General features: G+C 62.1%; 12 protein-coding genes. All 12 read left to right on the top strand.

Going from position 1 to position 14,005, the window contains the following annotated elements; translation table 11 throughout:
* The coding region (locus QZY07_RS05690) for an SHOCT domain-containing protein (protein WP_295400528.1) at window positions 1-705 on the top strand (705 nt) is incomplete at its 5' end.
* A 346-nt stretch (window positions 706-1,051) separates the two neighbouring features.
* Window positions 1,052-1,795: a hypothetical protein gene (locus tag QZY07_RS05685; RefSeq protein ID WP_295400527.1), complete on the top strand. Its 744-nt coding sequence runs from the start codon at window positions 1,052-1,054 to the stop codon at window positions 1,793-1,795.
* Between the two features lie 189 nt (window positions 1,796-1,984).
* Entirely contained in the window at window positions 1,985-4,639 is a 2,655-nt protein-coding gene (gene aceE, locus QZY07_RS05680) for a pyruvate dehydrogenase (acetyl-transferring), homodimeric type (protein ID WP_295400525.1), read from the top strand.
* Window positions 4,640-4,672: 33 nt separating this feature from the next.
* Window positions 4,673-6,415: a dihydrolipoyllysine-residue acetyltransferase gene (aceF, locus tag QZY07_RS05675; RefSeq protein ID WP_295400524.1), complete on the top strand. Its 1,743-nt coding sequence runs from the start codon at window positions 4,673-4,675 to the stop codon at window positions 6,413-6,415.
* Between the two features lie 48 nt (window positions 6,416-6,463).
* The gene (locus QZY07_RS05670) at window positions 6,464-6,712 is read left to right on the top strand and encodes a UPF0175 family protein (protein ID WP_295400522.1); all 249 of its coding nucleotides are present in this window, start codon (window positions 6,464-6,466) and stop codon (window positions 6,710-6,712) included.
* Between the two features lie 180 nt (window positions 6,713-6,892).
* A complete protein-coding gene (locus QZY07_RS05665; protein ID WP_295400520.1) occupies window positions 6,893-7,873 on the top strand; it encodes an ATP-dependent 6-phosphofructokinase in 981 nt (326 codons plus the stop codon).
* Between the two features lie 444 nt (window positions 7,874-8,317).
* The gene (locus QZY07_RS05660) at window positions 8,318-8,758 is read left to right on the top strand and encodes a DUF1877 family protein (RefSeq protein ID WP_295400518.1); all 441 of its coding nucleotides are present in this window, start codon (window positions 8,318-8,320) and stop codon (window positions 8,756-8,758) included.
* 198 nt (window positions 8,759-8,956) lie between these two features.
* Window positions 8,957-10,669 carry a dihydrolipoyl dehydrogenase gene (gene lpdA, locus QZY07_RS05655; RefSeq protein WP_295400517.1) on the top strand — a complete coding sequence of 571 codons (1,713 nt, stop codon included), beginning with the start codon at window positions 8,957-8,959 and terminating at the stop codon, window positions 10,667-10,669.
* A gap of 5 nt (window positions 10,670-10,674) precedes the next feature.
* On the top strand, window positions 10,675-11,517 hold the full coding sequence (locus tag QZY07_RS05650) for a GIY-YIG nuclease family protein (RefSeq protein WP_295400515.1): 843 nt from the start codon (window positions 10,675-10,677) through the stop codon (window positions 11,515-11,517).
* Window positions 11,518-11,569: 52 nt separating this feature from the next.
* Window positions 11,570-13,303, top strand: a complete 1,734-nt coding sequence (locus QZY07_RS05645) for an Eco57I restriction-modification methylase domain-containing protein (RefSeq protein WP_295400513.1) — start codon at window positions 11,570-11,572, stop codon at window positions 13,301-13,303.
* Window positions 13,304-13,612, top strand: a complete 309-nt coding sequence (locus tag QZY07_RS05640; RefSeq protein ID WP_295400511.1) for a PaeR7I family type II restriction endonuclease — start codon at window positions 13,304-13,306, stop codon at window positions 13,610-13,612.
* Between the two features lie 153 nt (window positions 13,613-13,765).
* On the top strand, window positions 13,766-14,005 hold a 240-nt coding region (locus tag QZY07_RS05635; protein WP_295400509.1), incomplete at its 3' end, for a hypothetical protein.

Below are 14,005 nucleotides of genomic sequence, written 5' to 3'. Positions count from 1 at the left end.
GCTTGTAATCATCCGCGCGTGCTAGCCTGTATTCGACTCCAACCTCACCAGGCCATGCACATGCAGCAACTGACACCCGAAGGTCAAAATCTCGTCTCCGAACTGGCCCAGCGTCACGGCTTCAGCACCGACGCCGTCACCCACATGCTGTTCGCCGTCCTGCACGGCAACGGTTCCATGGCCCAATTCGGCCATCCCGAATTCGGCGGCGGCGGCCAATGGATGCAAGGCGGCATGATCATGCTCGGCGACATGTTCAACCATGCGCTGAAAGGCCGTGTCGACTCGCTGTGCAACGAGATCGCGGGCGTCCTGGCGCGTCAGCCCGGATTGCTCCAGAGCGGCAGTTTCCAGTCCCAGAACCAGGGTGGTGCGGGCTACCAGACCCAGACCGCGGGCGGTTTTCAGGGCCAGTCCAGCCTCTTCGTCCCGGATCCGTCTGTCAACTGGTGGCCCGCCGAACTCGGCTCGCCCAGCGCCACCGGCGCTCAGAACAACGTCAAATACGCCTATTTCGCCAACGCCCGCCGCCTGGCCGTGGACACCGGCGGCAACTGCTGGGTCTATGACACCCTCGATCATCAGATCGGCGGTTTCTCCCAGCAGCAGGGTGGCGGCTCGTCCATCACCTTCACCAGCCAGTACGGGACCGTGAATCTGGCGAGCCTGCCGGTGGTGATGCGCAATGGCCAGCCGGTGAATTAAGCCGCGCCGCGGAAAGACCCGCGAACCTTCCCGGATTGCCAAGTAGAGAGAGCATGCCCTGTCTCTACAACCGGCAATCCGGGGGCGAGCAGCACAGCCGCCTGATCTCGATCCCGCCCACCGCTTGATCGATCATTTCAAAAATCCACGGCCAATCGTTTTTCTCGCAAGGTCTCAAGCAGACGGGGTTTCAGCCGTTACGGGTTGACGATGCGGCAAACCCGCCCTGCCGCTGCTTGTCGGGGTCGGCGGCGGTTCCCGCCACATCATTTTATGTCCACACTCTGAACCAGCGGTCCATTCGCGTTCTCTTTGGGAAGCAACCTTTGCCTTGGAGTCTTGTTTCATGACCAAGTATTTCAGCATCCTGCTCGCCGGCTGCCTGGCGCTAGCATCGTTTGGCGGGCATTCCGCAGCCTATAGCTACTCGATGAAAATCTCCACGTCCAAACCAAAAGGCAGCGCCGCCGACGCCGTCGCGAAAAACAAGAATTTGCCTTCCGCAACCCCTTTTAGCCCTTGTACCGTGGACAAGGTGGATGCGCTCTCCTTCCAACTGATTTATGACGCTGGCAAAGCGGACTTGGATGCCACTTCCCCTACTCAGGATGTCTACGTGTTCTTCTATAACCCGAGCGCCCTCGGCGCGGATCCGAGCGATCCGCCCTTGGACACGGCCACGGCGCCGGCGCCAGTCGATTATCCCTATGTCTGCGAAAAAGCCGACGGCAGCGAAGTGTTCTGCGATCCTAAAATCTGGGCCGTGGTCCGCACCACGTATAATTTTAACCGGATCGCTCTGGAGCCACTCGTGGATGTGGACGATATCGATGCGGTCGATCATATCTATCTCACCGCTTGGGAAAATCTAGGGGGGGCCATCACCGATATTCTGCTGCGTTCCTACGTGGCGTTCGACGGGATACAGACGGGCATCTGGGGTCTGGTCGGCATCATCGCCGACAATGCCCTGGTCGATTTCAAGGATGCCACCACCTGGACCGCTTGGGACGTAGAAACCTTCGCGCTCGGAGCACCCTGGAGGGACGCTGTCAGCACCAGTCTCACGCCTGGTTTCTGCGAACAATAAGCACAACAATCCAACGACATAACGAACCGGCATCACCCGGTCGCGCGGGGTAGTCGGTTCGCCATCCGCGTTTTCCCTCCTCGCACCTTCTCATTGCCTTCTCGGATCCTTAGCATTTAAAAAAAGCGGCTGTTATATAATCCCGGCTTTCTCCGCGCTGCCTGTCCTGAACGCCTTCCGGGAAACGCCATGATCAACAAGCCCGACATCGATCCTCAAGAGACACAGGAATGGCTCGACTCGCTCGACGCCGTGCTGGAAAACGAAGGCGTCGAACGCGCCCATTTTCTGCTGGAGCGCCTGATCGATAAGGCGCGTCGCTCCGGCGCCTATCTGCCCTACAGCGCCAACACCGCCTATCTGAACACCATCCCGGTTCAAAGCCAGAAACCCTTTCCTGGGGATCGGGCCATGGAGCGGCGCATCCGCTCCTTCGTGCGCTGGAACGCGATGGCGATGGTGGTCCAGGCCAACCGGCTGTCGACCGAGCTGGGCGGACACATCTCCAGTTTCGCCTCCTCGGCGACCCTCTTCGATATCGCCTACACCCATTTTCTGCACGCCCGCGACAAGGACCACGGCGGCGATCTGGTGTTCTTCCAGGGCCATTCGGCGCCCGGCATCTATGCCCGCGCCTTCCTCGAAGGCCGCCTCAGCGAGGAGCAGCTCTACGGTTTCCGACAGGAAGTGGATGGACAGGGGCTCTCCTCCTATCCGCATCCCTGGCTGATGCCCAATTTCTGGCAGTTCCCCACGGTTTCGATGGGGCTCGGTCCCCTGATGGCCATCTATCAGGCGCGCTTTATGCGCTATCTGCGCGACCGCGAAGTGGTCAATACCGCCGAGCGCAAGGTCTGGGCCTTCCTGGGCGACGGCGAGATGGACGAGCCCGAGTCGCTCGGCGCCATCTCGCTGGCCGCCCGCGAGCGTCTCGACAATCTGGTATTCGTCGTCAACTGCAACCTCCAGCGACTCGACGGCCCGGTGCGCGGCAACGGCAAGATCATCCAGGAACTCGAAGCGGTCTTCCGCGGCGCCGGCTGGAACGTCATCAAGGTGATCTGGGGCAGCTATTGGGATCCGCTGCTGGCGCGCGACAAACAGGGCCTGCTGCTCAAGCGCATGGAAGAATGCGTCGACGGCGACTATCAGACCTACAAGGCACGGGGCGGCGCCTACACCCGCGAGCATTTCTTCGGCAAGTATCCCGAACTCAAGGACATGGTCGCCAACCTGACCGACGAGGACATCTGGCGTCTCAACCGCGGGGGTCACGATCCGGTCAAGGTGTATGCCGCCTATGCGCAGGCGATGACGGCCAACGGCAAGCCAACGGTGATCCTGGCCAAGACGGTCAAGGGCTATGGCATGGGCGTGGCCGGCGAGGGGATGAACATCACCCATTCGCAGAAGAAGATGGGCGAGACCCATCTCAAGGCGTTCCGCGACCGCTTCAATATCCCGATCTCGGACGACCGGATCGGCGCGGCGCCCTTCTACAAGCCGGCGGCGGACAGCCCGGAAATCCAGTATCTGCACAAGGTTCGCGAACGGCTCGGCGGTTTCCTGCCGGCCCGTCGCGACGAGGCCGCGCCGCTTGAGGTGCCGGGGCTGGACGCCTTCCATTCGCTGCTCGAAGGCAGCGGCGACAAGGAGATGTCGACCACCATGGCGCTGGTGCGCCTGCTGACCATGATCATCCGCGACAAACAGATCGGGAAGTATGTCGTCCCCATCGTGCCGGACGAGGCCCGTACCTTCGGCATGGAAGGCATGTTCCGCCAGCTCGGCATCTACGCCTCGCAGGGCCAGCTCTACGAGCCGATGGACTCCGATCAGGTGATGTATTACCGCGAGGATAAAAAGGGGCAGATTCTTCAGGAAGGGATCAACGAGGCCGGCGCCATGTCGTCCTGGATCGCCGCGGCCACGGCCTATGCGAATCATGGCCAGAGCATGATTCCCTTCTATATCTATTACTCGATGTTCGGCTTCCAGCGCATCGGCGACCTAGCCTGGGCCGCCGGGGACATGCAGGCGCGCGGTTTCCTGATCGGCGGCACCGCCGGGCGCACGACGCTCGCCGGCGAAGGCTTGCAGCATCAGGACGGACACAGCCCGATCCTGGCCTCCACCATCCCCAACTGTGTCACTTACGATCCCGCCTATGCCTACGAGATGGCGGTCATCGTCCAGGACGGGCTGCGACGGATGTACCAGGAGAAGGAAAACGTCTTCTATTACATCACCGCGATGAACGAGAACTATGTCCAGCCCGCCATGCCCGAGGGCAGCGAGGCCGGCATTCTCCGGGGCCTGTATCGGGTCTACCGTGGGGAGGAACGCAGTCACCGGGTCCAGTTGCTCGGTGCCGGCACCATCCTGCGCGAGGTGCTCGCCGCCGCCGAACTCCTGGAAAAGGATTTCGACGTGGGCGCGGCAGTCTGGAGCGTGACCAGTTTCAACGAACTGCGGCGCGAGGGGATCGACGTGGAACGCTGGAACATGCTGCATCCCGAACAGGAACAGCGCACCACCTATGTCGAGGCCCAACTGGCCGGAACGCGCGGCCCCGTCGTCGCGGCCACCGACTATATGCGCATCGTCGCCGATCAGATCCGACCCTATGTTCCTCGCCGCTATCTGGTGCTGGGAACCGACGGTTTCGGACGCAGCGACATGCGCAGTCAATTGCGTAAATTCTTCGAGGTGAACCGATATTACGTGGCGATCGCCGCGCTCAAGGCACTGGCGGACGAAGGGGAAATCCCCACGACGATGGTCTCAGAAGCCATCGCGAAGTACCGCATCGACCCGGAAAAGCCCAACCCGGTCACGGTTTAAGCACCCGGCAACCCAGGCCCAGGAGGACACAGCGTGGCAACCGTCGAAGAAATACTGCTGCCCGACATCGGGGATTTTTCCAATGTCGAGGTCATCGAGATCCTGGTCGCCCCCGGCGACCGGATTGAAGCCGAGCAATCCGTGCTCACCCTAGAGAGCGAAAAGGCGACCATCGAGATTCCCTCGCCCAAGCGCGGCGTGGTGAAGGAGATGATCGCCAAGGTCGGGGACAAAATCAGCCAGGGCGCGCCGCTGATGACACTTGAGGTGTCGGAGACGGCGGGGGCAAGCGAGGCCGCAACTCTGACAGCGGCGCCAACCGTCGCGGCAGCGGAGGCTCAAGCGCCTCGGCCGCCGGCATCCCTGCCCGCGACCCGGTCCGCGCCCAAAGCGAAGGGAACATCCGCCGATAGCGGCGAAACGGTCTCGGTCGTCCTGCCGGATGTGGGCGACTTCAGCGATGTCCCGGTGGTCGAGATTCTGATCGCCCCCGGCGATCGGATCGCGGTCAATCAATCCCTGCTCACGCTGGAGACCGATAAGGCGACCATGGAGATTCCCTCGCCTCAAGCGGGCGTGGTCGAGGAAGTGGTCGTCAAGCTGGGCGATACCCTGAACCCCGGCGATCTGATCCTGACCCTGCGCGCCGAATCCGACGCCACGAGTACGCCGGAGGCGGCCACGGACGCGGATACGTCCTCTCGGCCCCCACCCCAGCCGGCGCCGAGTCAGACCGCCACCTCGACCCCCGACGCCGCCGAACGCTCGATCGTCGCCCCGCGGGCACACGGCGAGGCCGAGCGCCGACAGGCGCCGGTGCTGCCGCGCCCGGAGGATATGACCGCCATCGCCACGGGTCGCAAGCCACACGCCAGCCCCGGCGTGCGCCGCTTCGCGCGCCAGCTCGGCGTCGATCTGGCGCGGGTCAAGGGGTCAGGCCCCAAGGGTCGCGTGGTCAAGGACGACGTGCAGAATTTCGTCAAACAGGCGCTGACCCAGGGCGCGAGCGTGGGCGCGGCCTCCGCAACCACCCTGCCGTTCCAACTCCCCTCGGTGCCCGAGATCGATTTCGCCCGTTTTGGCGAGGTCGAGATGACCGAGCTACCGCGCATCAAGAAGATCAGCGGTCGACATCTACATCGCAGTTGGATCACGATCCCGCATGTCACCCAATTCGACGAGGCGGACATCACCGAACTGGAAGCCTTCCGCAAGGGCCAGCAGGAAACGGCCGCCAAGGAGGGCGTCAAGCTCACCTTCCTACCCTTCCTGCTCAAGGCCGTCGCCAGCGCGCTTCAACGAATGCCGATCCTCAAGGCATCTCTGAGCGGCGATGGCGAACACCTGATCCACAAGCACTTCACGCATATCGGCGTGGCGGTCGACACCCCCAAGGGACTGCTGGTGCCCGTGGTGCGCGACGTGGACCGAAAAAGTCTCTACGCGCTGGCCCGCGAGCTGACCGACCTCAGCGCCAAGGCACGCGACGGCAAGCTGTTGCCCGGCGATATGCAGGGCGGTTGTTTCACCGTCTCCAGTCTCGGCGGCATCGGCGGCACCGCCTTCACGCCCATCGTCAACGCCCCGGAGGTCGCCATCCTCGGCGTCTCCCGCTCCGCGATCAAACCGGTCTGGGACGGCGAGGCGTTCGCGCCGCGCCTGCTGCTGCCGCTCTCGCTCTCCTACGACCACCGCGTCGTCGACGGGGCCGATGGGGCGCGCTTCACGGCCTTGCTGGGGCAGTTGCTGGGGGATATTCGCCGGTTATTGCTGTAAACCGCGTCAACGCCAGCATCCGCTGGCTCATGCAGCAGGAGATGGCTGATGCAACTGGTCGTTGAATACCCGGATATGTTGCCGGATGCCCTGCGGGTCAGCCGCCATGAGTTTGAGCGGGAGGCTCGCATGGCGATGGCGGTCAAACTGTTCGAGTTAGGTCGCTTAACCAGTGGACAAGCGGCGCAATTGGCGGGTATAGGGCGCGTCGAATTCATTCTCGATTTGCATCGGTATGGTGTTTCGCCAATTCAGAGAACGCCTGATGAACTGGCGGAAGACCTTGCCAATGCCTGAAGCGGATCGCCAGGTTGCGATCGAGGCGATGCGCCTCGCGGACGAGTGATTGGCTTGCGCTGCTGTTTCGGCAACGCTGGCCTCGTACTTCAGCAGTCCGTGGCTAAACGATGCCAGATGCTGTCTCTCAGCCCTGACAATTCACGCCACCCAAATCATTTCCCCAGAGAGGCCGACCACGTGAACACGCAGAGACCGCGACGCATTGGCGTCCTGACCAGCGGGGGAGATGCTCCCGGCATGAACGCCTGCCTGCGCGCCATCGTGCGCACGGCCGTGTATCACAACCTGGAGGTGATCGGTTTCCAGCGTGGCTATTGCGGGGTGCTGCTCGGGGAATATCTGACCCTCGACGCGCGCTCGGTCGCCAACATCATCCATCGCGGCGGCACCATCCTGGGCAGCGCCCGCTGTCCCGAGATGCATCATGTCGAGGGTCTGGAGCGCGCGGCGAGCACCCTGAAAGGACTCGGGATCGATGCCCTGCTCGTGATCGGCGGCAATGGCTCCATGCAGGGAGCGCTGTCGCTCGCCGAGCATTGGTCCGGGCAGATCATCGGACTGCCGGGCACCATCGACAACGATCTCGGCGGCACCGACTGGACCATCGGCTTTTTCACCGCACTCGATACCGCGCTGGATGCCGCCGACCGTCTGCGCGACACCGCCGAGGCATTCGACCGCATCTTTCTGCTGGAGGTCATGGGGCGGCATGCCGGCTGGATCGCCCTGTTCACGGGCATCGGCGGTGGCGCCGAGGAGATTCTGATCCCCGAACACGCCTACGACCCCGACACCATCGTCAAGCGCATCAAGGAATCCCGTTCTCGCGGCAAGCGCAGTCATATCGTGGTCGTGGCCGAGGGCGCCTGCGAAGGCGGCGTGAGCCGGGTGGCGGCGGACATCGAGGGCCATGGCTTCGAGACGCGCACTTGCGTGCTGGGTCATGTCCAGCGCGGCGGCTCGCCGGTGGCGCTGGATCGCTATCTAGCCACCGAGCTTGGCGTTTTCGCCGTCCAGGCGGCGCTCGACGGCAAGAGTCATGTCCTCGCGGGCAAGCAGGGGAAGACCAACCAGTTGATCCCCTTGCGCGAGGCGGTGGACGGAAATAACCAACCGCCCATGCATCTGCTGGAGATCAACCGCTTCCTGGTGACCTGAACCCTTTCGCAAACCCTAACGCTCGCTCGCGGGCTCCGTTGGAAAGGTCATGAAATGCCACCGTGAACGCCAGCGGTGGCCGCTTTCGTCAGGATTGAAGGAACGAAGTCCTGAAGTCCTGAAGTCCTGAAGTCCTGTAATTATAACCGTTCGCGGTGAATCCTGAGCCTGCTGAAGGATCGAACCATGCGAAGAACGCTGGACACCGCGCTGGAGACGCTCGCCGGGGTGCGACAGGACGGCAAGCTTGTCGGTATCATTCGCATGTCCCCGCGCTCAAGGAGCGCATCGGCACGCGGATTCAGGCGGTCGCCCGGACGAGCGGCAGGAGCCGGTTGCAGGGGCCGGAGAGCGAGAGCGCGAATTGATCGCCTCGGGCAACATCCGGCCGACGAAAAAACCCAAGCCGACAACAGCGCATTTCCCGCAAAAGGAGACGATCTCATGAGCATGAACCTGTTTTTCCAGGCGTTCGCCAAAGAGGACACGGATGCCATGGAACAAGATCCGTCACTGGTCGACGCTTGGGTCGAGGGCGAAGACAGATGCCTGCTTTCCACGGATGTTGGCACCGCCTGGGACATCCTGAACAAACTGCTTGACGGCGCTGGAATCGGCGGCGGCAGGTTTATCGATGACGTGCTGTCCAACGGCGGCGAGGTGATCGATCCCGCGCTGGTGAAGGAGCACGCTGAAGTCCTCTCCCGCTGGACTCACGAGCGACTGCTCGACGGTCTGCGCGGCCTTGGCGAGGGAGACGATGCCTACCATCTTGAGTGCTTCCAGGAAGATGAGCAGGATCTTCTGGACGAATTCGACAAGCTGGCGACCTTCTATCGCGAGGCCGCCGTGCGGGGACTGGCGGTCATTCACTACGCGGCATAGGCGTCCGGACATTTCCATGGAGCGTGTCCGTTCCGGCCCGCGACCTCCGCGGGCCGGTCGTGTCTAGCGTGAACTTCGTCGGTGAGTGGCCGCGTTCAGGCAATTCAGTCCCGCTCCCCGTTCTCGCCCCACCGTCACTCCATTATCGAATTCATTGATCACCCAGCGCCGCTTCAGGCCATAGAGAAGTATTGCACCATGAGCGAAACGATCGAAATCAAGGTTCCCGACATCGGCGATTTCAAGGATGTGGAAGTCATCGAGGTGCTGGTAGCGCCCGGCGACCAAATCACTGCTGAAGCGTCGCTGATCGCTCTCGAAAGCGACAAAACGACCATGGAGATTCCCGCGCCGTGCGCGGGAACCGTCCAGTCCGTCAGCGTCAAGGTCGGTGACCGGGTCTCGCAAAACGATGCCATCCTCACCCTAGAGGTCGACCGCGAGGCCGCCGCGCGCATGCGCTCCGATCAGGCAAGGCAGGTTTCCGGCGATCAGGAACCCGCCGACCTGGTCACCGAGGTCGTGATCCTCGGCGCCGGTCCCGGCGGCTACACCGCCGCCTTCCGCGCCGCCGATCTGGGGAAAAAAGTGGTCCTGATCGAGCGTTACGCAACGCTCGGCGGCGTCTGTCTCAACGTCGGTTGCATTCCGTCGAAGGCGCTGCTGCATACCGCCGTCATCATGGAAGAGGTCAAGACGCTCGGCGTCATGGGCGTGACCTACGCCGCCCCCGAGGTCGATCTCGACCAGATGCGCGCGGGCAAGGAGCAGGTGGTCGCCAAGCTCACCGGCGGTCTGGCCGCCATGGCCAAGCAGCGCAAAGTGCAGGTCATCCAGGGCAGTGGGCGCTTCGAGTCGCCCAATCGCATCGGCGTCGAAACCAAAGAAGGACGGGTACGCATCCAGTTCGACCACGCCATCATCGCCTGCGGTTCGTCCTCGATCAAAATCCCCGGCTTTCCGCATGAAGACCCGCGCGTCATGGATTCCACCGACGCGCTCGCGCTGGCCGATGTGCCGGCACGGATGCTGATCGTCGGGGGCGGCATCATCGGTCTGGAGATGGCGAGCGTCTACAGCGCGCTCGGCTCGACAATCGACGTGGTGGAGTTCAAGGACCAGTTGATGCCCGGCTGCGACCCGGATCTGGTGCGCTGCGTCGAGAAGATCATCAAGAAACGCTACGACCGGATCATGCTGGAGACCAAGGTCGCCAGCCTGAGCGCCAGCGCCGAGGGCATCAAGGCCGTCTTCGAGGGCAAGCATCCCGGCGAGTCGACCTACGACAAGGTGCTGGTCGCGGTGGGCCGTCTGCCCAACGGCAAGCTGATCAACGCCGAGGCCGCCGGGGTTAAGGTCGATCAGCACGGCTTCATCAAGGTCGACCAGCACCTGCGCACCAACGTGCCCAACATCTTCGCCATCGGCGACGTGGTCGGCGGCCCCATGCTCGCCCACAAGGCCACCCACGAGGCCAAGGTTGCCGCCGAGGTGATCGCCGGCCTGCCCGCGCTCTTCGACCCGCTGACCATCCCCTCGGTCGCCTACACTGACCCCGAGGTCGCCTGGATGGGTCTGACCGAAACCAAGGCCAAGGCCGACGGCATCCCCTATGAAAAGGGCGTCTTCCCCTGGGCCGCGAGCGGTCGCGCGCTCGGCATCCATCGCGACGAGGGCATGACCAAGCTGCTGTTCGACCCCGAGACTAAGCGCATCCTCGGAGCCGGAATCGCTGGCCCCAACGCCGGCGAGCTGATCGGCGAGACTGTGCTGGCGCTGGAGATGGGCGCGGACATGGAGGACATCGGGCTCACCATCCACCCGCATCCGACCCTGAGCGAGACCATCGGGCTGGCGGCGGAGATGGCGCATGGGTCGATTACGGATTTGATTGCGCCGAAGAAGCGCTAGCCTCTATGACCATTACGTCTGCAACGATTACGCTTTACCTACCTCGCGGAGATGCCAAAAGCCTGCGAACCGCAGAAATTTCGAACTGGTCTGGTAAAGCAGTTGCAGCACCACGAACGGAAATCGATGATCTCCTGGCCCGCGAGGAACTGGAAAAGTCCGGCGTTTATATCTTGACTGGCACAGACCCAAACTCCGGTTCGCCTCGCGCCTACATTGGCGAAGCTGAAGTGATTCGCGAGCGCCTAAAGCAGCATAAGAGCAAAGAATTTTGGGTCTCTGCGATCGTTTTCGTCAGCAAGGATGAAAATCTAACGAAGGCCCACGTCAGATATCTTGAAGGTTGCCTGATTTCGGAGGCAATTCAAGTTGGTCGATTCACACTTGAGAACAGCCAGGCTAGCGGCTCCAAACTACCCGAGTCAGGCCGTGCTGACATGAATGTCTTCTTGTATCGGATACAACAGCTTCTCCCTGTTCTTGGGTCCGAGTTGCTCGTGCCAATTGCTCCGGGTACAAGCGGTGCTGCGTCAGGCGTCCCAATAGCTCTAGTCTGCCGAGTCAAAGGTGCGCGTGCCCTCGGTCAGCCAACACCGGACGGCTTCGTTGTTTTCAAGGGCTCAACTGCTGTCCTGCTCGAACGCCCTGCAACGGCAAAACGACAGCCCTATATCATAACCTTGCGCAAAGAACTCATCTCTAACGGAATCCTTGCTGACAGTGACGGCTTTCTGGTGTTTACGAAAGATACGGAGTTCTCAAGCCCAAGCGCCGCTGCATCTGTCATACATGGCGGCGGAGCAAATGGGCTCACGGAGTGGCGAACGGAAAGACCAACTGACGCATGATCACCACCAAAACACGGGATACCCCACCTATCGATAGAGGGGCTGAGTCACGGTGATCCATAGCCAGCTCGCTTTAGATCTGGATGGCGGTTCGGGAATCCCGGACTTTTCTAAGGTTTCCGCCGCCATCGAAGGGCTGTCCAAAGCCACGGGAGCCGAAGCGCGCGGAGCTGTTTTTACGCGCACGGAAGTAGTGAACTTTATCCTCGACCTTGCTGGCTATACCGAGGATCAACCGCTGCACACCAAGCGGCTTTTGGAGCCGTCCTTCGGAGGCGGCGATTTTCTGCTGCCTGTCGTGGGCAGGCTTTTAGCCGCCTGGCGAACCGCGCAAGGGACTGGAACGGCGCTGGACGATCTGGGCGATGCCATTCGCGCGGTTGAACTGCACCGCGAGACCTACCGCGCCACACGGACGGCACTGGAATCCCTGCTCAAGCAGGAGGGACTGGCATCCGCAACAGCGGCGGCGCTCGCGGATCGCTGGCTTTCCCAAGGGGATTTTCTGCTGGCGCCTCTCGCCGGCCATTTCGATTTCGTGGTCGGAAATCCGCCCTATGTCCGTCAGGAGTTGATCCCGGCCCCGCTCCTGGCTGAATACCGGAGCCGTTACCAAACGCTGTATGACCGCGCCGATCTCTACATCCCCTTCATCGAACGATCCCTGTCCCTGCTGGCACTGGGAGGAAACCTGGGCTTCATCTGCGCGGATCGATGGATGAAGAACCGCTATGGCGGACCGCTGCGCCGCCTCGTGGCCGAGCGGTTCCATCTGAAAATCCATGTCGACATGGTGGATACCCCGGCTTTTCATTCCGAGGTGATCGCCTATCCCGCGATCACCATCATTAGCCGGGAAGCGCCCGGCGTGACGCGAATCGCCTACCGTCCGGCGATTGACCGGATCACGCTGGCGACCCTGGCCGAAGCGTTGCGGGCGTCGGATTTGCCAAAGCCAGCCGGCGCGGTCCGCGAGCTGACGCGAGTCGCGCATGGTTCCGCTCCATGGTTGCTGGAATCGTCGGATCAAATGGCCCTGATTCGTCGCCTCGAACAAGAGTTTCCATGTCTGGAGGATGTCGGATGCAAGGTTGGGATCGGGGTGGCGACTGGCGCGGATCACGCCTTCATCGGCGCTTACAACGCCCTTGATGTCGAGCCGGATCGCAAGCTCCGGCTGGCGACCACGCAAGATATCGTCTCCGGCGACATGCAATGGCGTGGGCAGGGCGTCATCAATCCCTTCGCGGACACCGGCGGCCTGGTCGATCTGCGCGACTACCCGCGTCTGCGTCGCTATCTGGAGGCACGCCGGGCAGCAATCGCCGGCCGTCACTGCGCCAGAAAAGCGCCGCGCAACTGGTATCGCACGATTGACCGCATCACCCCGGCGCTGGCCTCGCGGCCGAAGCTCTTGATCCCCGACATCAAGGGAAACGCCCATGTCGTGTTTGAAGGCGGGGAGCTGTATCCGCATCACAACCTGTACTACATCACCGCTGACGAGTGGGATTTGCGGGCATTGCAAGCGGTCTTGCTTTCCTCGCTCACGCGATTTTTCGTCGCCGCCTACTCAACTCAAATGCGCGGAGGGTTTCTGCGCTTTCAAGCGCAGTACCTGCGCCGCATCCGTCTGCCTGACTGGACGGTGGTGCCCGCGACGCTCCGTCTGGAGTTGGCGGAGGCCGCCATCACACGGGACTTGAACGCCTGCAACCGTGCCGTGGCCAGGCTCTACGGTCTGAGTCACGAGGAATGCGCCGTCCTTGGGATCCCTGGAAAGTAAATGGCCCTGGATCTTGTCGATTACGAACAGAAAGCATGTGAAGCGGTAAAGGCTTTTTGGGGCAACCGAGAGGCCGCGCAGCAGAAACAGAGAGAATCGGGTAATGCCGACCAGGGCGAGCGTGCTGGCGTCACCGCCGGCAAGAACATGGATGGATTCCTGGCCTTGATGCTCGACATCGTCAAGGCGAACGGACTGGTCCACGCCGAAATGTATCAACATCGGTCAATGCTATCGCTGGCAACCTCTTTGCGCTCCTCCGCGCCCATGTCCGTGGCGGCCCCTGCCGCGTCTATCTCTCGGACATGAAATGGAGGCCATTTATGAGGATGTCGTCTTTCCGGAGACCGCGCCAACCCTGCGATCGCCAATGATCGGGGAAGGCTGAAAGCGTCATATGAACGTCACCTGACGGATTTACTATTCTTGTTTGATTGCACCGCCAACGACGAGGAGACCGCCATGACCGCCACTGCAACGCCACCGACCGCGACCCCGCTGTTCCCCGACCAGCTCGCCAAGCTCGACGCCTACTGGCGCGCCTGCTGCTATCTGGCCGTCGGCATGATCTATCTGCGCGATAACCCGCTGCTCAAGGAGCCGCTGCAGGAGGCGCATCTGAAGAGTCGGTTGCTCGGCCATTGGGGCGCGAGTCCTGGGCTCTCCTTCATGTACGTGCATCTGAATCGGATCATCCAGGCG

The sequence above is a fragment of the uncultured Thiocystis sp. genome (assembly GCF_903866365.1).
GTDB lineage: Bacteria > Pseudomonadota > Gammaproteobacteria > Chromatiales > Chromatiaceae > Chromatium.
Note: the sequence above shows the minus strand (reverse complement) of the source record. Positions and strands in the feature narration are given on the sequence as shown.

Excerpts from the sequence above, each read along its gene's own strand:
- QZY07_RS05685 (WP_295400527.1), top strand. The coding sequence starts at position 1,052 with ATGACCAAGTATTTCAGCATCCTGCTCGCCGGCTGCCTGGCGCTAGCA.
- aceE (WP_295400525.1), top strand. The coding sequence starts at position 1,985 with ATGATCAACAAGCCCGACATCGATCCTCAAGAGACACAGGAATGGCTC.
- QZY07_RS05670 (WP_295400522.1), top strand. The coding sequence starts at position 6,464 with ATGCAACTGGTCGTTGAATACCCGGATATGTTGCCGGATGCCCTGCGG.
- QZY07_RS05660 (WP_295400518.1), top strand. The coding sequence starts at position 8,318 with ATGAGCATGAACCTGTTTTTCCAGGCGTTCGCCAAAGAGGACACGGAT.
- lpdA (WP_295400517.1), top strand. The coding sequence starts at position 8,957 with ATGAGCGAAACGATCGAAATCAAGGTTCCCGACATCGGCGATTTCAAG.
- QZY07_RS05650 (WP_295400515.1), top strand. The coding sequence starts at position 10,675 with ATGACCATTACGTCTGCAACGATTACGCTTTACCTACCTCGCGGAGAT.
- QZY07_RS05640 (WP_295400511.1), top strand. The coding sequence starts at position 13,304 with ATGGCCCTGGATCTTGTCGATTACGAACAGAAAGCATGTGAAGCGGTA.